This window comes from Rhodococcus sp. 21391 (assembly GCF_016772255.1).
GTDB lineage: Bacteria > Actinomycetota > Actinomycetes > Mycobacteriales > Mycobacteriaceae > Rhodococcus_F > Rhodococcus_F opacus.
Genome location: NZ_CP063781.1, coordinates 6,457,501 through 6,479,297 on the forward strand (window position 1 = coordinate 6,457,501; position 21,797 = coordinate 6,479,297).

The following is a 21,797-nucleotide window of genomic DNA, read 5'->3' on the forward strand; positions in this document are numbered from 1 at the left end:
GTCACCCCGATTCTGCCCGGCACGCGGCCACGGCGATCAAACGGTCGGTTTCACCATCGCGAGGGCGAGGTCGGCGTAGCGCTCGGCGAGTTCCTCGGGCTTCAGCGGACCGTCGGCGCGCCACCACGTGCACACCGACTGGCCCATGTTGATGATGCCGCGGACGGCGTCCCGCGGGTATTCGGTCGCGAAGTCGCCCTCCTCGACACCGCGCTCGACGACGTCGCGGAAGAGGTGTTCCTGTTCGTCGCGGAGGGCCACGACGAGCCGGCGGCCGGCGTCGTCGAGGCTGCGTATCTCGGTGGCGCCGACCATCGCGTCCAGTTGCCGGGTGGTGTGGAACATGACCCACGCCCGCATCAGCGCCTGCAACTGGTCGGCGGGGGCGCCACCCGAGCGCAGCAGCGCACCGCGGGTCATCGCGATGGCGTCGTGAAGTGCACGCACCATGATGTCCTGCAGGATCTCCTGCTTCGACGCGAAGTGGTGGTAGATCGAGGCGACCGTGATGTCGGCGCCGCGGGCGATGTCCCGCATCGACGTGCCGTGATAGCCGCGTTCGTTCATGTTGGCCACCGCGGAGTCGAGGATCACCTGCCGCCCGGTACCCGTGCTCACGGCTGCCACCTTTGCAGCGCACATTCCTCGGTCTCCGTCCCCGCTCCGATCGTCACACGACCACTCCAGGGTAGTGGGTCCCGTCACAGAACCCGCTCTAGCGATCGTTCGGTAACAATGTCATGCTGGGGCGGTGGATCACATCGGACTCGCCGTCGCGGACGGCATCGCGACGATCACCCTGAACCGGCCCGACCAGCTCAACGCGTTCACCACCACCATGGAGAACGAGCTGATCGCCGCCTACGACCAGCTCGACGCGGACGATTCCGTCCGGGCGATCGTGCTCACCGGAGCCGGACGAGCGTTCTGCGCGGGCGCAGACCTGTCGGCCGGTGCCGCCACGTTCGATCACTGGCAGGACGAGGACGAGGGCGCCGACGCCCGCCGCGACGGTGGCGGCCGCGTAGTGCTCCGGATGTTCGAATCCCGCAAACCGATCATCGCCGCGATCAACGGACCGGCCGTGGGAGTGGGCATCACGATGACCCTCGCCGCCGACTTCCGCCTCGCCGCCGACGACGCCCGCATCGGATTCGTCTTCAACCGCCGCGGCATCGTCCCCGAATCCTGCTCGACCTGGTTCCTGCCGCGCCTCGTCCCCCTGCAGACGGCCCTCGACTGGGTGTATTCCGGCCGGGTGTTCCCCGCCACGGAGGCCTTCGACGCCGGCCTCGTGTACAAGCTGTACCCGCGGGAATCCTTGCTCGACGAGGCGTACGCGCTGGCACGGAGCCTGACCGAGCACTCCGCCCCCGTATCGGTGGCGCTGTCGCGCCAGATGATGTGGCGGGCACTGGGCGCCGAGCACCCGATGATCGCGCACCGCGTCGAGACACGCGGGATCAACATCCGCGGCATCGGACCGGACGCGCGCGAAGGCATCTCCGCGTTCCTCGAGAAACGGCCCGCCGTGTTCCCCGACAGCGTCCGCGACGACCTGCCGGACGTGTTCGGCGAAGACCTTCCGACCCCGGCGTTCCGCGGATGACCGCCGCACTGCCGGCCCGCCCCCGCGTCGTCGAGCGCTGGCACCACGTCGTCGAACATCGCGACCTCGCCGCCCTCGATGCCCTGATCGCCGACGACGCCGTGTTCTCCTCCCCCGCGGTGTTCACTCCGCAGGAAGGGAAGGCGAAGGTCCTGGCGTATCTCGGCGCCGCTCTGACCGTGTTCGACGGCACCGGTTTCCACTACGTCGAGGAGTGGTACGGCGACCGTTCGGCAGTCCTCGAGTTCGCCACCGAACTCGACGGCATCCACGTCAACGGCATCGACCTCATTCACTGGAACGACCGCGACCAGATCACGTCGTTCAAGGTGATGGTCCGTCCCGTGAAAGGCCTGCAGGCGCTCATCCCGCTGATGGCCGCCCAGCTCTCCCAGTCGTAACCCACTGCATCAAGGAGAAATTCATGAGCCTGCCCCCCATCCTGCAAGACCGGCTTCGCCTGCCCGTCGTCGCGTCGCCGATGTTCATCGTCTCGGGTCCCGACCTGGTGATCGCCCAGTCGATTTCGGGCATCGTCGGATCGTTCCCGTCGCTCAACGCCCGCCCGCAGCCCGTCCTGCGTGAATGGCTCACCCGCATCACCGAAGCCCTCGCCAAGCACGACGCCAACAACCCCGAGACACCGTCCGCGCCGTACGCGGTCAACCTGATCGTCCACAAGAGCAACGACCGCCTCGACGAGGACCTCGCCACCATCGTCGAGTTCGAGGTCCCGATCGTCATCACGTCCCTCGGCGCCCGCGCCGACGTCAACGAGGCCATCCACAGCTACGGCGGCATCGTCCTCCACGACGTCATCAACAACAAATTCGCGAAGAAGGCCGTGGAGAAGGGCGCCGACGGCCTCATCGCCGTCGCGGCCGGCGCCGGCGGACACGCGGGCACCCTGTCGCCGTTCGCGTTGATCCAGGAGATCCGCGAATGGTTCGACGGGCCGGTCCTGTTGTCGGGCTCCATCGCTCACGGCCGCTCGGTCCTCGCCGCGCAGGCCGCCGGCGCCGACCTCGCCTACGTCGGCTCCGCGTTCATCGCCACCGAGGAGGCCAACGCAGACCAGGGCTACAAGCAGATGATCGTCGACTCCACCGCGTCCGACATCGTCTACTCCAACCTGTTCACCGGGGTGCACGGCAACTACCTGCGCGGCAGCATCGAGGCCGCCGGACTCGACCCGAACAACCTCGCCGTGTCGGACCCGTCCGCCATGGACTTCGGTGTCGGCGAGGAGGCGGACAACGCCGCGAAGTCGGAAGCCAAGCCCTGGCGCGACATCTGGGGCGCCGGACAGGGCATCGGCGCCGTCGACGCCGTCGTCCCGGCGGCGGAGATCGTCGAACGCCTCACCCGCGAGTACGCGGACGCGCGGGCCCGCCTGTTCTAGGCGCTTCGCGCCCGTGCGCCTTTCTGGTAGCTGGAACAACCAAAAAGGGGCACGGGCGGCGGAGCCGCCTATCCTGCCGCGATGTCGCGCCCGATGATTTCCTTCATGATTTCGGTGGTTCCGCCGTAGATCGTCTGGATCCGGCTGTCGACGTATGCGCGGCCGATGGGGTACTCCATCATGTAGCCGTAGCCGCCGTGCAATTGGACGCAGCGGTCGACGACACGCTTCTGCAACTCACTGGCCCACCACTTGCCCTTCGACGCGTCGACGGCGGTGAGTTCGCCTGCGTTCAAGGCGAGTACGCACCGATCGATGTGCGATTCGGTCACCTCGATCTCGGTGAGCATCTCCGCCAGCGCGAACCGGGTGTTCTGCAGATCGCCGATCGGCTTCCCGAACGCCTTACGCTCGAACACGTAGTCCCTCGTCCACTGGTAGGCGGCCTTCGCGGCGGTGATGGCGCTGACCGCAATCGAAATGCGTTCGAGGGGAAGGTTTTCCATGAGGTGAACGAAGCCGCGGCCCTCGGTGCCGAGCAGGTTGGTGGCGGGCACCCGCACGTCCTCGAACACGAGCTCGGCCGTGTCCTGACCGGCCAGGCCGACCTTGTGCAGCTTGCGGCCCCGGCTGAAACCGGGCATGCCCCGCTCCACGACGAGGAGTGAGAAGCCCTTGGAACCGGCGCTCGGGTCGGTACGGGCGACGACGATGACCAGGTCCGAGTGAATGCCGTTGGTGATGAACGTCTTCTGGCCGTTGATCACCCACTCGTCGCCGTCGCGCACCGCGGTGGTCTTCACGCCCTGCAGATCGCTGCCGGCGCCGGGCTCGGTCATCGCGATGGCGCCGATCAGCTCGCCCGCGGCCATGCCCGGCAGCAACCGCTGCTTCTGCTCGTCCGTGCCGAGGTTCACGATGTACGGGATGGCGATGTCGTCCTGGAGGGACAGTCCCGAACCGAACGACGTCGTCGCGGTGCGGGCGATCTCCTCGGCGACGACGTACCGGAAGCGGTAGTCGGTGACGCCGGAACCGCCGAGCTCCTCGGGCACGCCGAGCCCGACGATCCCTGACTTGCCGGCCGCCAGCCACGCCGAGCGGTCGATGAGCCGGTCCGACTCCCACCGTTCGTAATTCGGCTCGATCTCGCGGGCGAGGAACTCGCGCACGGTCTCCCGGTACGCTTCGTGATCCCTGCCGAAGAGGGTGCGCTGCATGGTCTCTCCTTGTCGCCGGGACGAGCTCGTCCGGCTCGGTGGACCCGGCGCGATGTCAGTGGGTAGGTAGATACCCGACGGTGTGTAGGGCGATGTCGACGTAGCGGCCGGCGACCTGCTCGGGGGTCAGTGCCCCGCCCGGCTGGTACCAGCGCGGAATGGACTGGCACATCCCGAGAAGGGCGCGCACGGTCTCGGGGACGTCCCCGCTGTGGAACACGTCGCGGGCGACGCAATCGGCGACGAGGTCGACCAACATCAGTTCGAGCCGCTTGCGGGACGCGGCGTAGCGGCTGCGGCTGTCGGCCGAGACGTGCCGCAACTCGGTGTCGAGGGACACGTGCCGCACTCGGTACGTCATGTACAGGACGATCGCCTCGACGACGTTGGAGAATTGCGCCACCACGTCGTCGCCGGCCTCGCGGGCGGCTGCCTCGGCGCGGTCGTTCAGTTCGCGCATCTGCATTTCGAACAGGGCCACGAGAACGGCTTCCTTGCTCTCGTGGTGGTAGTAGAGGGCGGGGACGGTCACCCCGACACGACGGGCGATCTGCCGCACCGTCGTGCCGTGGTAACCGTTCTCGTTGAACAGATCCAGTGCCTGCTCGAGGATGGGCGTCAGCGGCAGGGCCTCGAACGTCCGCCAGTCGGCGTACACCGGCTCCGTCGCGGTCGGCCCGTCCTCGTGCAGAGTCACAGGTCGCCGATCAGCGCGGTGCCATGCGGATGGCGCCGTCGAGACGGATGGTCTCACCGTTGAGCATCGGGTTGCTGACGATGTGCGCGGCGAGCGCGCCGTACTCGGACGGGTCGCCGAGACGCGAGGGGTGCGGAACCTGACCGCCGAGCGACTGCTGCGCGGCCTCGGGCAGCGATCCGAGCAGCGGCGTCTTGAACAGGCCGGGAGCGATCGTGTTGACGCGGATCAGCAGCGACGCGAGGTCGCGGGCGATCGGCAGGGTCATGCCGACGACGCCGCCCTTGGACGCGGAGTACGCGGCCTGACCGATCTGGCCCTCGTATGCGGCGACGGAGGCGGTGTTGATGATGACGCCGCGCTCGCCGTCGATCGGCTCGTTCTTCGAGATGCGCTCGGCGGCAAGGCGGATCACGTTGAACGTGCCGATGAGGTTGACGGTGACGATCTTGGTGAAGTCGGCCAGCGGGAACGCGCCGTTCTTGCTCACGGTCTTGATGGCGTTGCCGATGCCGGCGCAGTTCACGGCGACACGCAGCGGCCCGAGCGACTCCGCGACATCGAGTGCGGCGGACACGTCGGCCTCGCTGGTGACGTCGCCGGCGGCGAAGCGCACGCGGTCGCCGAGTTCCTTGGCGACGGTCTCACCGTTGGACGAGGGCAGGTCGATGATGACGACGCTGGCGCCGTCGGCGAGGAGGGCTTTGGTGGTGGCCAGGCCGAGGCCCGAGGCACCGCCGGTGACGAGTGCGACGCTGTCGTTGACGATCATGTCTATACCTTTCGGAAGCAGGGTTTTTCGAGCGGGTTGTTCAGATGCGTTCGATGATGGTGGCGTTGGCCATGCCCGCGCCCTCGCACATGGTCTGCAGGCCGTAGCGTCCGCCGGTGGCCTCGAGGTTGTTGACCAGGGTGCTCAGCAGGCGGGTGCCCGACGAGCCGAGTGCGTGCCCGAGCGCGATCGCGCCGCCCCACGGGTTGAGCTTGGCCGGGTCGGCCCCGAATTCGTGCGCCCACGCCAGCGGCACCGGCGCGAACGCCTCGTTGACCTCGTACGCGTCGATGTCGTCGATGCTCAGCCCCGACTTCGCGAGGATCTTCTTGGTCGCCGGGATCGGTGCGGTGAGCATGAAGACCGGGTCGTCACCGGCAACTGCGAACGAATGGAACCGGGCCCGCGGGGTCAGCCCCAGCTTCGACGCCATTTCCTCGCTCATGATCAGCGCCGCGGACGCGCCGTCGGTCAGCGGCGACGAGTTGCCCGGGGTGATGTGCCACTGCGCCTCGGGGAACCGGGCCGCGTACTTCTCGGAGTAGAACGACGACTTCAGCCCGGACAGTCCCTCGGCGGTGGTGGAGGCGCGCACGGTCTCGTCCGCGGTGTGCGTCACCGTCTCACCGGCGGCGTTGGTGACCGAGATCGGGACGATCTCCTTGTCGAACAAGCCCTTCGACAAGGCCTCGGCGGCACGCCGATGCGACTGCGCGGAGAACGCGTCGAGGGTGTCCCGGTCGAACTTCCACTTGGCGGCGATCAGTTCGGCGGAGATGCCCTGGTTGACCAGGCCCTCGGGGTAGCGGGCGGCGATGCCCGGGCCGGACGCGTCCTGACCGATGGTCGTAGTGCCCATCGGAACGCGGGACATCGACTCCACACCGCACGCGATCACGATGTCGTAGGCGCCGGCGATCACGCCCTGCGCGGCGAAGTGCGCCGCCTGCTGGCTCGAGCCGCACTGGCGGTCGACGGTGGTTGCCGGAACCGAATCCGGGAATCCGGCCGACAGCACCGCCGTCCGGGAGATGTTGAGGGCCTGCTCGCCGGCCTGTCCGACGCAGCCGCCGATGACGTCGTCGACCTGTGCGGGGTCGATGCCGTTGCGTTCGACGATGCTGCGCAGCACGTGCGCCAGCAGTTCGACCGGGTGTGTGCCGGACAGCGCACCGCCCGGCTTGCCCTTACCGGAGGCGAGGCGGACGACGTCCACGATGACAGCGTTGGTCATGAAGTTCCCTTTCGATAGTGTGCGGCTGCGCCGCCCGTGAGTACTTATTAACCGCGGGGCGTTAACAAGTACTCACGGGTCAGCGGCCCTGCCAGACGGGCTGACGCTTCTCCGCGAACGCGGTCGGCCCTTCCTTCGCGTCGGCGCTGGTGAAGATGGTCGCGATGGCGGCGTTGTTCGCCTCCCATGCCCGGTCGCCCCAGTCGGGTTCGGTTGCGGTGCGGTGGATCATGGCCTTCGATTCGCGCACCGACAGCGGCGCGTTCGCGGCGATCTGCTCGGCGAGTTCGAGCGCGACGTCGAGGGCGGTGCCTGCCGGGGCGACACGGTTGACCAGGCCCAGCTCCTTGCCCTGCGCCGCGCTGATCGGTTCGCCGGTGAGCGCGATCTCCAGCGCGACCTTCTTCGGGATCTGCTGCTGCAGGCGTATCACGCCGCCGGCGGCGGCGAACAGTCCACGCTTGACCTCGGGAAGCCCGAGCTTCGCCTCCTCATCGACGACCGCGAGGTCACTGGCGAGGACCAGTTCGGTGCCGCCGCCGAGGGCGAAGCCGTTGACCGCGGCGATGGTCGGCTTGCTGATCCAGTGTTGCGCGTATCCGGCGAAGCCCCATTCGGGGTGCCCCTCCGCAGCGATGTTCCCGCCCGTGGAGAGGGCCTTGAGGTCGGCGCCGGCGCAGAACGCGCGGCCGGCCCCGGTCACGACGACCACCCGCACCTCGGGGTCGTTCTCGGCCTGCTCGAGCAGACTGCCCACTGCGGTCGACAACGCGCCGTTCACCGCATTGAGCGCCTTGGGGCGGTTCAGCGTGATGATGCCGATGCCTCCGCGCCGCTCCCACAGTGCGGCTGCCTCCGTCGTCTCCGTCTGTTCTGGCACGTCTCGTCCTCCGCCTCGGCATGATTACTGATCGCTCGTTAAAGTTAGTACCACGGCGTCATCGGCAGGGTCAATGGTCGAATTTATCTAGCGCCCGTTCAGTTGCGTCTGGTATGGATAGTCAGGGACCGACGGAGGAGATCACCACGTGTATGCCCAGCAATTGACCACCGCTTCCGGCCCTGCCGGAGTCCAGCTCGTCGAGATCGACGAACCCGACGGAACCGGCCGCGTCGTCGTGGATCTGCACGCCGCCGGAGTGTCGTTTCCCGACCTTCTGCAGACCACGGGCAGCTACCAGCTCGTCCGGGAACTGCCGTTCGTGCTCGGTGTCGAGGGCGCGGGCGTGGTCCGCAGCGCACCCACGGACAGCGGTATCCGTGCCGGGCAGCGGGTGGCCGTCCTCGCGTCGGACGGAGCATGGCAGCAGACCGTCGCGGTGGAGCCGGACTCGGTGTTCCCCCTGCCCGATTCGGTGTCGCTCGAGGCCGGGGCGGGCTTCCTGATGAACTACCTCACCGTGCACTTCGCTCTCGACGAGCGCGCCCGCTACCGCTCCGGAGAGACCGTGCTGGTGCACGGCGCCGCAGGCGGTGTCGGGGTCGCGGCCCTGCAGGTCGCGGCCGCGCTGGGGCTCGAGACGATCGCCGTGGTCAGCACCGAGGAGAAGGCCGGCATCGCGAAGGCCAACCGCGCCGATCACGTCGTTCTCCTGGACGGCTGGAAGGACCGGGTCCGCGACCTCACCGGAGGCCGCGGAGTCGACATCATTCTCGACCCGGTCGGCGGCGACCGTTTCACCGACAGCCTGCGCAGCCTCGCGCCCAACGGGCGACTGGTTGTCCTCGGCTTCACCGGCGGCGAGATTCCCACCGTCAAGGTCAATCGCCTTCTCCTGCGTAACATCTCCGTTCTCGGGGCCGGCTGGGGCGAATACGTGCGCACCAACCCCGGCTACACGGGCAGGCAGTGGGCGACCCTGGGTCCGCTCCTCGAATCCGGTGCGCTGCAGATCGCCGAGCCCACCACCTACTCGTTCGAACACGCCGGCGACGCACTGCGGACGCTCGAAACCCGTTCCGCCACCGGCAAGATCGCCCTCTCCGTCCGCCCTTCCTGACAAGGATCCCCATGAGCTCCGACATTCCCGGCGTGGACACGACCGTCGACGACGGCGTCCTCCGCGTCACCCTCGACCGCCCCGCCCGCATGAACGCGGTCACCACCGAAACCCTCGACGCCGTCGCCGACGCATTCGACAAGTACGCGGGCGACGCGGAGGTCCGGACCGCCGTCCTCACCGGTGCCGGTCGTGCGTTCTGCACGGGTGCGGACCTGGGCGGCGAGAACGTCTCCGGCCCGCCGTCGTCCGCGACGATCGACGCCGCGAACCGCACGGCGGCCACGATTCGCGCGTTCCCCCGGCCCGTGATCGGCGCGGTCAACGGGCCCGCCGCCGGCGTCGGGGTGTCCCTCGCTCTGGCCTGCGACCTCACGATCGCCACCGCGTCGAGTTATTTCCTGCTCGCGTTCACGAAGGTCGGCCTGATGCCGGACAGTGGTGCCACCGCACTCGTCGCCGCGTCGGTCGGTCGCGCCCGCGCACTGAAGATGGCGCTGCTGGCCGAACGACTGCCCGCTGCTGAGGCTCTCGCGGCCGGATTGATCGCCGACGTGTACCCCGACGACGAGTTCGCCGTGACCGTCGACGCCCTCGCGCGACGTCTCGCCGACGGACCGTCTGAGGCGTTCCACTTCACCAAGGACGCGGTCAACGACGCCACCCTCTTCGAACTCGACAACGCGTTCGCCCGTGAGCGCACGGGTCAGCTCGACCTCCTCGCCGCCCCCGACTTCCGGGAAGGTGTCGCGGCGTTCCTGGAGAAGCGACCCGCAGTGTTCGGCCGCGGCTGACGGCATCACGATGACAGCGACGTCGAACGCTCAGCCCTTCGCCTCCCGGCGCACGCACTGGGCCAATCATGTTGCCCGGCATGCGTTCGCGAAACCCGATGCGGTGGCGCTCCGGTTCCGGGGTACCTCGACCACCTGGCGTGAGCTCGAGGACCGCAGCGCGCGGACGGCGGCGGTCCTCGCCGCCCACGGTGTCGGCCGCGGTGACCGCGTCGTGCTGCTGCTGACCAACCGCCCCGAGTTCCTCGAGGTGATGCTGGCCGCGACTCGCCTGGGTGCGATCGCGGTTCCGGTGAACTTCCGGCTCAGTCCCGGCGAGGTGCGGTTCATCGTCGCCGACAGCGACGCCACCGTCGTGGTCGTGGAGGATTCACTCACCGGTCTCGCCGCGGAGGTCGACGAGAGCGTGCCGGTTCTCGTGGTCGGCGACGCCCCCGACGACGTCTCGCTCGAGACGCAGTTGCGCGCAGCCGATCCCGACGTCCCGATCGCGGACGTGGCGGAAGACTCCCCCGCCGCCATCATGTACACGTCCGGCACCACCGGTCGTCCGAAGGGCGCGGTGCTGTCGCACCTCAATCTGCAGGCACAGGCGCTGACCTTGATCCGCGGATGGCGACTGTTCGACACCGAGTCCGAGGTCAACCTGGTCTCGTCCCCGCTGTTCCACATCGCCGCCCTCGGCAGCGTGGGGCCGTTCCTGCTGATCGGCGCCACGATCGTGATCCACCCGACCGGTGCGTTCGATGCGGCCGAGCTACTCGACGCGCTCGAGCGCGAGCGGGTGACCAGTGTGTTCATGGTGCCCACCCAGTGGCAGGCCATCCTCGACGACGCCGGCCCCGACGGCCGGGATCTCGCCCTGCGGGTGCTGGGCTGGGGAGCCGCGCCGGCCACTCCGACACTCCTCGACCGCCTGTACGCCGCCTTCCCGGACGCCGCGATCGTCGCCTTCTTCGGGCAGACCGAGATGTCTCCGGTGACGTGCATGCTCGACGGCAAGGACGCCGTGCGCAAGATCGGGTCGGTCGGGAAACCGATCGACACCGTGGCGATGCGCGTGGTCGACGAGGCGATGAACGACGTGGCGCAGGGCGAGATCGGTGAGATCGTCTACCGCGGCCCGGGACTCATGGAGGGGTACTGGCGGAACCCCGCGGCGACCGCGGACGCGTTCGACGGCGGCTGGTTCCACTCCGGCGACCTCGTGCGGGTGGACTCGGACGGGTTCGTGTACGTGGTGGACCGCAAGAAGGACATGATCATCTCGGGTGGGGAGAACATCTACTGCGCCGAGGTCGAGAATGCCCTGGCCGCCCACCCGGACATCGTGGATGTCGCCGTGATCGGGCGGGCCGACGAGCGCTGGGGTGAGGTTCCCGTCGCGGTCGTCGTCCCGCGGGCCGGGGCGGCGCTCGAGGTCGACGCCCTCGCGGACTGGCTCGACGGCCGGGTCGCCCGCTACAAGCGGCCCAAATTCGTCGAGGTCCTCCCCCAACTGCCCCGCAACGCCAGCGGGAAGGTCGTCAAAGGCGTTCTGCGCGAACAGTTCGGCACGGTCAGCGGCTAGCCGGGGAACGGAGATGGCGGACGAGGAAGTCGGTCTCGTCCGCGACCACCCGCTCGAAGAGCTCGCCGAAGTAGGGGTCGAAATGACCGCCCGGGTACACGTGCACCTCGGCGCCCAGGGTCTTGGCGGCGGCCTTCTGCGCGCTGCGGGTGAACGTGACGACGTCGTGGTCGGCGATGGCGAAGAAGACCGGGCAGGCGATCTTCGCGACCGTTTTCGTCGGCCGGTACAGCGCTGCCTGCAACGCCACCCGCCCCGGTGTCTCGTTGCGCCATGTCGAACCGGGCGGATCCATCCCGTGATATCCCGCCTCCGCGTCGGGTGTGGTCATGGCCGCGAACGAGCCCGGCGGCCCGACGACGGGGAACATGTACGGCGGCCGGTGCCGCAGCTGGGCGTACCGGTCCCGCAGGTAGGCGACCGCCATGCGGCCGAGGCCGACCACGCCCAGTCGCGGAAGATTCGTCAGACCGTCGACGTACGGAACCTGCGACACGACCGCGGCCACCCGGCGGTCCCGCGCGGCCGCCGTCAGGACGAGTCCGCCGGACAGTGACGTTCCCCAGAGCGCGACCCGGCTGGGGTCGATGTCCTGGCGGCTGCGCACGAACGCGACGGCGCTGTCCCAGTCGTCGAGTTGGCTGTCGATGTCGAGCAGTTGGCGGGGTTCGCCCTCGCTGGCGCCGAAGTAGCGGTAGTCGAACACCAGCGCCGTGACTCCCGCGGCCGCGAACCGTTCCGCGAACGCGTCGAGTCTCTGTTCGCGTACCCCGCTCCAGCCGTGCGCGAGCACCACACAGGGTGCTGCCGTGTGGGTTTCGGAATGGCGCCGGTACAGCCAGGCCGCGCAGCGTTGTCCCCGCGAGGAGAACCACACGTCCTCACGGCGGACGTCAGGGCACGACCGACCAGCTTCGACGGGTGACGGCCGAGGATTCATGGGAGGCGCCTCCGAGAGGTGTGGACATGGTCCAGTCTCGGGCCCTGCGCGCGGCGGCGACAGCCACCCTAGGGTGAAGAATCGGCACCCCAGGGTGGAAGATCAGCTCTCGAGGGCGACTTTCATGCGCTCGAGCGTCTGCCGCATCCCGTCCTGCATCAGCTGGTCGCGGTTGCTGCCCAGCACCTTCGACTTCTGCACCAGCCGTACCCACCATACGGGCGTCGCGTAGATCTCCCGGGTCTCGGTGACGAGTGTGCCCGCGCCGGAGGGTTCGAGATGATACGTCCAGCGCGCCTTCGGCTCGTCCGCCTCGAAGGAGAACTTCTGGCCCGGAACGATATCCACGACGGTGCAGTGCGTCTTCCACCGCACCGGCCCGTGCCGGTTGGCGCCGACGAACCGCGCACCCACGGTCATCGGGGTGCCGGACGTCCAGCGCGCCCCGGTGTTCTCGGGGCTGAACCGGCCCATGCCCTCCACGTCGGTCACCACGTCCCACACCTCGCCGGGCGGGACGTCGATCAGGATGCTCGCGCTGTCCACGTCTAGCGGCCCGGAATCCACTGCAGCGCCTTCACGAAAGGCGGCATGATCTTGGCCCACACCTTCGGCGACAGTCCGCGCGGACCACCGAGGTTGAGGATGCGGGTGGTGGCGATGGTCTGCGGTTCGGTGTACTTGAGAAGCCCGTCGTCGCCGTGGCGGCGGCCGACACCGGACACTCCCATTCCGCCCATCGGCGCACCGGTGCTGCCCCATGCGGGGGCGTAGCCCTCGTCGACGTTGACGGTCCCGGCGTGGATCCGGGCGGCGATGGCCTCGCCCTCCGCCTTGGTTCCCGCCCACACGCTGGCGTTCAGGCCGTACTCGGTGTCGTTGGCGCGTTCGATCGCCTCGTCCACGTCGGCGACGGGGTAGATCGAGACCAGCGGCCCGAACGTCTCGTCGCGGTAGCACTCGGCGTCCTCGGGAACACCGGTCAGGACGGTCGGCTCGTAGAACAGAGGGCCGAGGTCGGGGCGCGCCTTGCCGCCGGCGACCACGGTGGCGCCCTTGACGACGGCATCGTCGACGTGGCTGGACACTGCCTTGACCTGAGCCTCGGACACGAGGCTGCCCATTTCGATGCCGAAGTCGTAGCCGGCGCCGAGCTTCATGTTGCGGACGCGTTCCCCGAACATCCGGGTGAACTCGGGTGCGATGGACTCCTCGACGTAGATCCGCTCGATCGAGATGCACAGCTGCCCGGAGTTGGAGTAGCAGGCGCGGACGGCGGCGTCGGTGACCTCACGGAGGTTCGCGCCGGCGGTGACGATCATCGGGTTCTTGCCGCCGAGTTCGGCGGAGAAGCCGATGAGACGGCGCCCGGCCTGCTCGGCGAGGAGCTGACCCGTGGCCGAGGACCCGGTGAACATCAGGTACTCGGTGTTCTCGACGAGGGCGGTGCCGACCACCGAGCCCGGTCCGGGGACGACGGCGAACAGGTCGCGCGGCAGCCCGGCCTGGTACAGCAGGTCGACGCAGGCCAGCGCGCAGTACGGGGTCTGGCTGTCGGGCTTGAGGACGACGGCGTTGCCGGCGAGGAGCGCGGCGACGGCGTCGGACACCGCGAGGGTCATGGGGTAGTTCCACGGCGAGATGACGCCGACGACGCCCTTCGGCTGGTACCGCACGACCGTCTTGGTGAGGCCGGGCAGCATGCCCGAGATGCGCCGGGGACGCAGCAGCTTGGGGGCGACGCGCGCGTAGTAGCGGGCGGTCATCGAGATGTCGAGGACCTCCTCCTGCGCGGCGGCGCGGGACTTGCCCGTCTCGGCCTGAGCCATGTCCATCAGGGCGTCGCGGTTCTCGAGGACCAGGTCGCGGTACCGGTGGAAGATCGCGGCTCGCTCGGTGACGGGACGCTTGGCCCATTCCTTCTGCGCCACCCGGGCGCGTGCGATCGCGTCCTTGGCGTCCTGAGCGGTACCGACCGGGACGGTGGCCAGTTCCTTACCTGTGAACGCCTCGACGACGGACCGCGTCGGACGATCCGCCGCATCCGGGATGGCGATGAGGTCGGCGAGCCGCGCGAACGTGGCGGCGGATGGAACAGGCATTTCGTACCCCTACTGGTTAGTAGTTTTTGCGGTTACACATAACTTACCTGCTTGGTGTGCCAAGTCACAGGGGCGGGTGGCTAGTGCCGGTCTTCGAGCCCGACGGCCTCCCGCAACTTCTCCTCCGCCTTCCTCAGCTCGGGGTTGTCCTGAGCGGAGGAATCGAGCAGGGCGGCGAGCGCCTCGGCGATGACGTTCAGTTTCTCCTGCAGAGCCTCCGTGGCGCGGCGGCTGGCATTCTCGAGCAGAACCACGAGGAGCAGTGTGAAGACGGCGCCGACGGTGTGGATGGCGATCTGCCACTCGTGAAGGTCCTTCCAGAGCGGAATGCTGACGACCCACAGCGCGACCACTCCTGCGCAGATCCCGAAGAACGGCGCCTGGCTGACCCGGAGTTCGATCTGCTCCACGAACCTGTCGAACGCCGAACGCTGATCGGTGGGCTGTTGACGTGCAGCTTTCGCGTTGCGCACCATCTTCGGAGTCTAGGCGCAGCCACCACTCCAGATATGCCCGTTTCCCCCGAGTCGCCTCGATGACGGTGTCGAGGGAGACGACTCAGCTGCCGTCGCAGTAGAGCGCCATCCGGGCCGCGCTCGGCGCGGTCTCCGCCGCGACCCCGTTCCGCCGAGTACCAAGCCCCGGCCGCTATCGCGCTGCCGATCCGACCTCACCCTGGCAGCCCGCCTCCGCGCCCGAGATGGACGCGTTCACCTCCATTAGCGATCCGATTACCGTGGCGGTTCGTCGGCACCCGTCCTGGCTAGCTTCCTGCTGTTGACGGCGATCGCGGGGTTCGTGACCGGCGCCCCGTGGATCGGCTTGTTCATGCTCGTCCTCGGCGGGGTGCGCCTCTAATGGGCTTCCTGCGTCGGAAGGTGGTTGTCGGTCGCGGCGATTCTCGTGGCGTGCGTCCCCATCAGCGCGACGACCGAGCGGACATCGACAGGGCCACCAGCGGCCAAGTCCGAGAATGCGACGACCACTCGCGTCGATCGGCCCCAAAGCAAGGGGATGGTCCGGCTCGCGGCCAGCGGCCGAGCGGTGTCGCGCTCGGCCGGCAGCCGTCGAGGGAGGCGGCGGGGTCGGCGTACACGTCGACCCGACGCTCGACGTCGAGGTTGCCTGCCGGCGCGACTTCGCCTCTACGTCGAGTCGAACCTCACAGATCCCTCGCTGACGCCAGCCGGCGCCTCGACTATGGACTCCGAACGCAGTTCACGCGTCGGTTCCGCGACGCGTCGGCATGACTTCACGCGATTGGCGGTGGCTGCCGGAAATCGACCGACCGATTGACCGTCTGCCGGCGGTGCGCCGCGGTGAAAAGACAGGCGCGGCATGGGTGTTCGTGCCCGGGAATGCCGAAAGCCCCCCAACATGGTTGGGGGGCTTTCGGTAACGGATGTTCGGCGGTGTCCTACTCTCCCACACCCTGTCGGGTGCAGTACCATCGGCGCTGGAGGGCTTAGCTTCCGGGTTCGGAATGGGACCGGGCGTTTCCCCTCCGCTATGGCCGCCGTAACTCTATGAAACTGTCACACGGAACATCAGCGAAGACACACACAACAAACGTTGGTGGTGTTCTTCTTTCTTCTGTTCTGAAACGTGTGTGTTGTTTCAGATACTGCACAGTGGACGCGTAGCTTCTTTGTGGTAAGTCCTCGGCCTATTAGTACCAGTCACCTGCACCAGTTACCTGGCTTCCAGTTCTGGCCTATCAACCCGGTGGTCTGCCGGGGGCCTTACCACCTCGAGGGGGTGAGAAACCTCATCTTGGAACAGGCTTCCCGCTTAGATGCTTTCAGCGGTTATCCCTTCCGAACGTAGCTAACCAGCGGTGCTCCTGGTGGAACAACTGGCACACCAGAGGTTCGTCCGTCCCGGTCCTCTCGTACTAGGGACAGCCTTCCTCAAGTTTCTAACGCGCGCGGCGGATAGAGACCGAACTGTCTCACGACGTTCTAAACCCAGCTCGCGTGCCGCTTTAATGGGCGAACAGCCCAACCCTTGGGACCTACTCCAGCCCCAGGATGCGACGAGCCGACATCGAGGTGCCAAACCATCCCGTCGATATGGACTCTTGGGGAAGATCAGCCTGTTATCCCCGGGGTACCTTTTATCCGTTGAGCGACACCGCTTCCACTTGCCGGTGCCGGATCACTAGTCCCGACTTTCGTCCCTGCTCGACCTGTCAGTCTCACAGTCAAGCTCCCTTGTGCACTTGCACTCGACACCTGATTGCCAACCAGGCTGAGGGAACCTTTGGGCGCCTCCGTTACATTTTGGGAGGCAACCGCCCCAGTTAAACTACCCACCAGGCACTGTCCCTGAACCAGATCATGGTCCGAGGTTAGAGGTCCAATACGATCAGAGTGGTATTTCAACAACGACTCCACACTCACTGGCGTGAGCGCTTCACAGTCTCCCACCTATCCTACACAAACCGAACCGAACACCAATACCAAGCTGTAGTGAAGGTCCCGGGGTCTTTTCGTCCTGCCGCGCGTAACGAGCATCTTTACTCGTAATGCAATTTCGCCGAGTCTATGGTTGAGACAGCTGAGAAGTCGTTACGCCATTCGTGCAGGTCGGAACTTACCCGACAAGGAATTTCGCTACCTTAGGATGGTTATAGTTACCACCGCCGTTTACTGGGGCTTAAATTCTCAGCTTCGCCATTGCTGGCTAACCGGTCCTCTTAACCTTCCAGCACCGGGCAGGCGTCAGTCCGTATACATCGTCTTACGACTTCGCACGGACCTGTGTTTTTAGTAAACAGTCGCTTCTCACTGGTCTCTGCGGCCCCACCCAGCTCACACTGCAAGAGTGATCACCGGACGAGGCCCCCCTTCTCCCGAAGTTACGGGGGCATTTTGCCGAGTTCCTTAACCATAGTTATCTCGATCGCCTTAGTATTCTCTACCTGACCACCTGTGTCGGTTTGGGGTACGGGCCGTGTGAAAGCTCGCTAGAGGCTTTTCTCGGCAGCATAGGATCACTGAATTCGCCTCATTCGGCTATGCGTCACCTCTCAGGCTGTGTGAATGGCGGATTTGCCTACCATTCGCCCTACAGGCTTACACCAGTATTACCACTGACTGGCTCAGCTACCTTCCTGCGTCACCCCATCGCTTGGCTACTACCAGATCAGGTCCCATGCATCCACATCCAGGGCCCCCGAAGGGGCGTAAGGACGCTTCAGGATGGTTAGTATCACTGATTCACCAGGGGCGCGTTCACACGGGTACGGGAATATCAACCCGTTGTCCATCGGCTACGCCTGTCGGCCTCGTCTTAGGTCCCGACTCACCCTGGGCGGATTAACCTGGCCCAGGAACCCTTGGTCATTCGGCGGACGAGTTTCTCACTCGTCTTTCGCTACTCATGCCTGCATTCTCACTCGTGTGGCCTCCACGGCTAGGTCACCCTGCCGCTTCCATGGCCACACGACGCTCCCCTACCCATCCACACCACTGCCCAAGACTCCGCAGAATCAAGGGGGTGCATTGTGTGAATGCCGCAGCTTCGGTGGTGTACTTGAGCCCCGCTACATTGTCGGCGCAGGATCACTTGACCAGTGAGCTATTACGCACTCTTTCAAGGGTGGCTGCTTCTAAGCCAACCTCCTGGTTGTCTTCGCGACCCCACATCCTTTTCCACTTAGTACACGCTTAGGGACCTTAGCTGGCGATCTGGGCTGTTTCCCTCTCGACTACGAACCTTATCGCCCGCAGTCTCACTGCCGCGCTCTCACTCACCGGCATTCGGAGTTTGGCTGATTTCGGTAAGCTTGTGGGCCCCCTAGACCATCCAGTAGCTCTACCTCCGGTGAGAAACACGCGACGCTGCACCTAAATGCATTTCGGGGAGAACCAGCTATCACGGAGTTTGATTGGCCTTTCACCCCTACCCACAGCTCATCCCCTCAGTTTTCAACCTAAGTGGGTTCGGTCCTCCACGACGTCTTACCGTCGCTTCAACCTGGCCATGGGTAGATCACTCCGCTTCGGGTCTAGAACATGCCACTACGGACGCCCTATTCGGACTCGCTTTCGCTACGGCTACCCCACACGGGTTAACCTCGCGACATGCCACTAACTCGCAGGCTCATTCTTCAAAAGGCACGCCATCACCCCCCACACCGAAGTGTGCAAAGGCTTTGACGGATTGTAAGCGCACGGTTTCAGGTACTATTTCACTCCCCTCCCGGGGTACTTTTCACCTTTCCCTCACGGTACTAGTCCGCTATCGGTCACCAGGGAGTATTCAGGCTTATCGGGTGGTCCCGACAGATTCACACCAGATTTCACGGGCCCGGTGCTACTTGGGTTTCCATCACGACAGTCATCATGTTTTCGTGTACGGGACTCTCACCCTCTACGACAGGCCGTTCCAGACCACTTCCACTAACACAATGATTTCTTACTGTCGGCCAACACGGCAGCATTGACAAGATGAACCCCACAACCCCACGAATGCAACACCTGCCGGCTATCACACATCCATGGTTTAGCCTCTTCCGCTTTCGCTCGCCACTACTCACGGAATCACTATTGTTTTCTCTTCCTGTGGGTACTGAGATGTTTCACTTCCCCACGTTCCCTCCACACACCCTATATATTCAGGTGCGGGTAACACGACATCACTCGTGCTGGGTTTCCCCATTCGGACATCCTCGGATCTCAGCTCGGTTGACAGCTCCCCGAGGCTTATCGCAGCCTCCTACGTCCTTCATCGGCTCCTGGTGCCAAGGCATCCACCGTACGCTCTTCATTACTTACAACAAAGATGCTCGCGTCCACTGTGCAGTTCTCAAACAACACACAACCAACCATGTCCTCGTCGCCACCGAACACCAGAAAAACCCGGCCGGTATGACCACCATGATCACTTGTAAGTTCTTGCCTAGAAAAAACACTCACGTGTTCCCTCAGGACCCAACAGTGCATCGATATATCACCCGCCGGCCGATCATCAGATCGGCCGTGACGCGGGAAAGTTTGTCAGTGTTCCACCCATGAGCGTCTGCCGTTCCACATGTGGGAACGAAACAGTCTCTGCCAGAACATCATCCACTGACTGTTCAGTGGTACACGTCTGGAGATGTGCTCCTTAGAAAGGAGGTGATCCAGCCGCACCTTCCGGTACGGCTACCTTGTTACGACTTCGTCCCAATCGCCGATCCCACCTTCGACGGCTCCCTCCCACAAGGGGTTAGGCCACCGGCTTCGGGTGTTACCGACTTTCATGACGTGACGGGCGGTGTGTACAAGGCCCGGGAACGTATTCACCGCAGCGTTGCTGATCTGCGATTACTAGCGACTCCGACTTCACGGGGTCGAGTTGCAGACCCCGATCCGAACTGAGACCAGCTTTAAGGGATTCGCTCCACCTCACGGTCTCGCAGCCCTCTGTACTGGCCATTGTAGCATGTGTGAAGCCCTGGACATAAGGGGCATGATGACTTGACGTCGTCCCCACCTTCCTCCGAGTTGACCCCGGCAGTCTCTTACGAGTCCCCACCATTACGTGCTGGCAACATAAGACAAGGGTTGCGCTCGTTGCGGGACTTAACCCAACATCTCACGACACGAGCTGACGACAGCCATGCACCACCTGTATACCGACCACAAGGGGGGCCGTATCTCTACGGCTTTCCGGTATATGTCAAACCCAGGTAAGGTTCTTCGCGTTGCATCGAATTAATCCACATGCTCCGCCGCTTGTGCGGGCCCCCGTCAATTCCTTTGAGTTTTAGCCTTGCGGCCGTACTCCCCAGGCGGGGCGCTTAATGCGTTAGCTACGGCACGGATCCCGTGGAAGGAAACCCACACCTAGCGCCCACCGTTTACGGCGTGGACTACCAGGGTATCTAATCCTGTTCGCTACCCACGCTTTCGCTCCTCAGCGTCAGTTACTGCCCAGAGACCCGCCTTCGCCACCGGTGTTCCTCCTGATATCTGCGCATTTCACCGCTACACCAGGAATTCCAGTCTCCCCTGCAGTACTCAAGTCTGCCCGTATCGCCTGCAAGCTCGAGGTTGAGCCTCGAGTTTTCACAGACGACGCGACAAACCGCCTACGAGCTCTTTACGCCCAGTAATTCCGGACAACGCTTGCACCCTACGTATTACCGCGGCTGCTGGCACGTAGTTGGCCGGTGCTTCTTCTGCAGGTACCGTCACTTTCGCTTCGTCCCTGCTGAAAGAGGTTTACAACCCGAAGGCCGTCATCCCTCACGCGGCGTCGCTGCATCAGGCTTTCGCCCATTGTGCAATATTCCCCACTGCTGCCTCCCGTAGGAGTCTGGGCCGTGTCTCAGTCCCAGTGTGGCCGGTCACCCTCTCAGGTCGGCTACCCGTCGTCGCCTTGGTAGGCCATTACCCCACCAACAAGCTGATAGGCCGCGGGCCCATCCTGCACCAGTAAACCTTTCCACCCTCAGCCATGCAGCCGAAGGTCATATCCGGTATTAGACCCAGTTTCCCAGGCTTATCCCGAAGTGCAGGGCAGATCACCCACGTGTTACTCACCCGTTCGCCGCTCGTGTACCCCGAAGGGCCTTACCGCTCGACTTGCATGTGTTAAGCACGCCGCCAGCGTTCGTCCTGAGCCAGGATCAAACTCTCCGTTGAAGACTCTAGATTTCGAAACCCCCAAAAGGAGTCTCTAATCAGTCATAGACATCGAGTCAAATCACTAGCAATCAAAAACTCAAACTAGCATTTCAAACACTGACCCCCTCCGACGGAAGAAGGAGAAGAGCCAGCAAATACCCACACCACAACTCACAACCAAACCACAAGGGCCAGTTGATCATCCGCGATGCGGAGTATCAAAAACATTTGGCACTGACATTCATCGACACACTGTTGAGTTCTCAAAGAACACGCACACACCATCACTACCGAAGTCACAACTTCGGCCGCTCCGGGGCAACTTTTCCAGCTTATCTCATCGGACTGACCGGCGCAAACCGGCACCCGCTGAAGACATTCCGGGGTTGAAGCACAACCATACACGATGGTGAACTTCGGATTGGTCAGGCACTTCGTACAACCTCGTTGCATCACCAGGTGGTGAATGTCGGTGTCCGTGTCGCTCTGACTTGGAATAAGTTACGCGAACCGCACGCGATATTCCAAATCGCCTGGTCGCGGGGATTCGCACGCTGGACTCCGCCGGATCTGCCATTCCTGCCGGCGTGCACCGTCAGACCAAGCGTGCACGCTGAGCCGGTTTCACAGGTCCGAAAGCTCGACGGTGGGACCGTCGCTCCCATTACCACTCACTCTTCATCGGGGAGTCCTCATCGAGAAGTACGGCATACCGGCAGTCACCACTCTCGGCGGCACCGAGATCCCCTACAAGGACCGGGGTGCCGGCCGCCCGTAGTCCTGAGCCACGGGTGGCCGCTCAATGCGGACAGCTGGGAAGCGCAGGACCGACCTCGCGGC

16 protein-coding genes, 3 rRNA genes and 1 pseudogene are annotated in these 21,797 nt (G+C 65.1%); 6 read left to right on the top strand and 14 right to left on the bottom strand.

Annotated features, from left to right (window positions below; all coding sequences use genetic code 11):
• Positions 1–36: 36 nt before the first annotated feature.
• On the bottom strand, positions 37–642 hold the full coding sequence (locus tag GO592_RS29835; RefSeq protein WP_039951704.1) for a TetR/AcrR family transcriptional regulator: 606 nt from the start codon (positions 640–642) through the stop codon (positions 37–39).
• A gap of 109 nt (positions 643–751) precedes the next feature.
• Here GO592_RS29835 and GO592_RS29840 point away from each other — a divergent pair, with 109 nt between their 5' ends.
• From GO592_RS29840 to GO592_RS29850, 3 genes are read left to right on the top strand one after another with little or no spacing between them, the layout of a single operon-like run.
• On the top strand, positions 752–1,609 hold the full coding sequence (locus GO592_RS29840) for a crotonase/enoyl-CoA hydratase family protein (RefSeq protein WP_007298244.1): 858 nt from the start codon (positions 752–754) through the stop codon (positions 1,607–1,609).
• On the top strand, positions 1,606–2,010 hold the full coding sequence (locus tag GO592_RS29845; RefSeq protein WP_007298243.1) for a nuclear transport factor 2 family protein: 405 nt from the start codon (positions 1,606–1,608) through the stop codon (positions 2,008–2,010). Before GO592_RS29840 ends, GO592_RS29845 begins: the two co-directional genes overlap by 4 nt.
• Positions 2,011–2,033: 23 nt before the next feature.
• A complete protein-coding gene (locus GO592_RS29850) occupies positions 2,034–3,011 on the top strand; it encodes an NAD(P)H-dependent flavin oxidoreductase (protein WP_007298242.1) in 978 nt (325 codons plus the stop codon).
• Positions 3,012–3,079: 68 nt separating this feature from the next.
• On the opposite strand, the gene GO592_RS29855 is transcribed toward GO592_RS29850, so the two are convergent.
• From GO592_RS29855 to GO592_RS29875, 5 genes are all read right to left on the bottom strand, one after another.
• Positions 3,080–4,231 carry an acyl-CoA dehydrogenase family protein gene (locus tag GO592_RS29855; RefSeq protein ID WP_007298241.1) on the bottom strand — a complete coding sequence of 384 codons (1,152 nt, stop codon included), beginning with the start codon at positions 4,229–4,231 and terminating at the stop codon, positions 3,080–3,082.
• A gap of 55 nt (positions 4,232–4,286) precedes the next feature.
• Positions 4,287–4,928: a TetR/AcrR family transcriptional regulator gene (locus GO592_RS29860; RefSeq protein ID WP_007298240.1), complete on the bottom strand. Its 642-nt coding sequence runs from the start codon at positions 4,926–4,928 to the stop codon at positions 4,287–4,289.
• 10 nt (positions 4,929–4,938) lie between these two features.
• On the bottom strand, positions 4,939–5,700 hold the full coding sequence (locus GO592_RS29865) for a 3-hydroxyacyl-CoA dehydrogenase (protein WP_005264856.1): 762 nt from the start codon (positions 5,698–5,700) through the stop codon (positions 4,939–4,941).
• Between the two features lie 40 nt (positions 5,701–5,740).
• On the bottom strand, positions 5,741–6,934 hold the full coding sequence (locus GO592_RS29870) for a thiolase family protein (protein ID WP_007298239.1): 1,194 nt from the start codon (positions 6,932–6,934) through the stop codon (positions 5,741–5,743).
• Positions 6,935–7,013: 79 nt separating this feature from the next.
• The gene (locus GO592_RS29875; protein WP_007298238.1) at positions 7,014–7,814 is read right to left on the bottom strand and encodes a crotonase/enoyl-CoA hydratase family protein; all 801 of its coding nucleotides are present in this window, start codon (positions 7,812–7,814) and stop codon (positions 7,014–7,016) included.
• 148 nt (positions 7,815–7,962) lie between these two features.
• Between GO592_RS29875 and GO592_RS29880 the strand changes: the two genes are divergently transcribed.
• From GO592_RS29880 to GO592_RS29890, 3 genes are read left to right on the top strand one after another with little or no spacing between them, the layout of a single operon-like run.
• Positions 7,963–8,934 (top strand): NADPH:quinone oxidoreductase family protein, encoded by a 972-nt coding sequence (locus GO592_RS29880; protein WP_007298237.1) that lies wholly within the window; start codon positions 7,963–7,965, stop codon positions 8,932–8,934.
• A gap of 11 nt (positions 8,935–8,945) precedes the next feature.
• A complete protein-coding gene (locus tag GO592_RS29885; protein WP_007298236.1) occupies positions 8,946–9,728 on the top strand; it encodes an enoyl-CoA hydratase in 783 nt (260 codons plus the stop codon).
• A gap of 10 nt (positions 9,729–9,738) precedes the next feature.
• Positions 9,739–11,298, top strand: a complete 1,560-nt coding sequence (locus GO592_RS29890) for a long-chain-fatty-acid--CoA ligase (protein WP_007298235.1) — start codon at positions 9,739–9,741, stop codon at positions 11,296–11,298.
• Here GO592_RS29890 and GO592_RS29895 read toward each other — a convergent pair.
• The 8 genes and pseudogenes from GO592_RS29895 to GO592_RS29930 all read right to left on the bottom strand — a co-directional run bounded on the left by GO592_RS29895 (position 11,288) and on the right by GO592_RS29930 (position 20,975).
• Positions 11,288–12,238, bottom strand: coding sequence for an alpha/beta hydrolase (locus GO592_RS29895; protein WP_039951700.1), 951 nt, complete (start codon positions 12,236–12,238; stop codon positions 11,288–11,290). The genes GO592_RS29890 and GO592_RS29895 overlap by 11 nt on opposite strands.
• 102 nt (positions 12,239–12,340) lie before the next feature.
• Positions 12,341–12,784 carry an SRPBCC family protein gene (locus GO592_RS29900; RefSeq protein WP_007298233.1) on the bottom strand — a complete coding sequence of 148 codons (444 nt, stop codon included), beginning with the start codon at positions 12,782–12,784 and terminating at the stop codon, positions 12,341–12,343.
• 2 nt (positions 12,785–12,786) lie between these two features.
• Complete coding sequence (locus GO592_RS29905) at positions 12,787–14,340, bottom strand: succinic semialdehyde dehydrogenase (protein ID WP_007298232.1); 1,554 nt, start codon at positions 14,338–14,340, stop codon at positions 12,787–12,789.
• Positions 14,341–14,420: 80 nt separating this feature from the next.
• On the bottom strand, positions 14,421–14,816 hold the full coding sequence (locus GO592_RS29910) for a low affinity iron permease family protein (protein WP_007298231.1): 396 nt from the start codon (positions 14,814–14,816) through the stop codon (positions 14,421–14,423).
• A gap of 181 nt (positions 14,817–14,997) precedes the next feature.
• Positions 14,998–15,084, bottom strand: a pseudogene (locus tag GO592_RS46625) (L-serine ammonia-lyase, iron-sulfur-dependent, subunit alpha); the annotation flags it as partial.
• A gap of 660 nt (positions 15,085–15,744) precedes the next feature.
• Positions 15,745–15,861: ribosomal RNA gene (gene rrf, locus GO592_RS29920) — 5S ribosomal RNA — on the bottom strand.
• Positions 15,862–15,989: 128 nt separating this feature from the next.
• Positions 15,990–19,123 (bottom strand): 23S ribosomal RNA (locus GO592_RS29925).
• A 333-nt stretch (positions 19,124–19,456) separates the two neighbouring features.
• Positions 19,457–20,975: ribosomal RNA gene (locus GO592_RS29930) — 16S ribosomal RNA — on the bottom strand.
• Together the 16S, 23S and 5S rRNA genes form the textbook arrangement of a ribosomal RNA operon.
• Between the last annotated feature and the right edge of the window lie 822 nt (positions 20,976–21,797).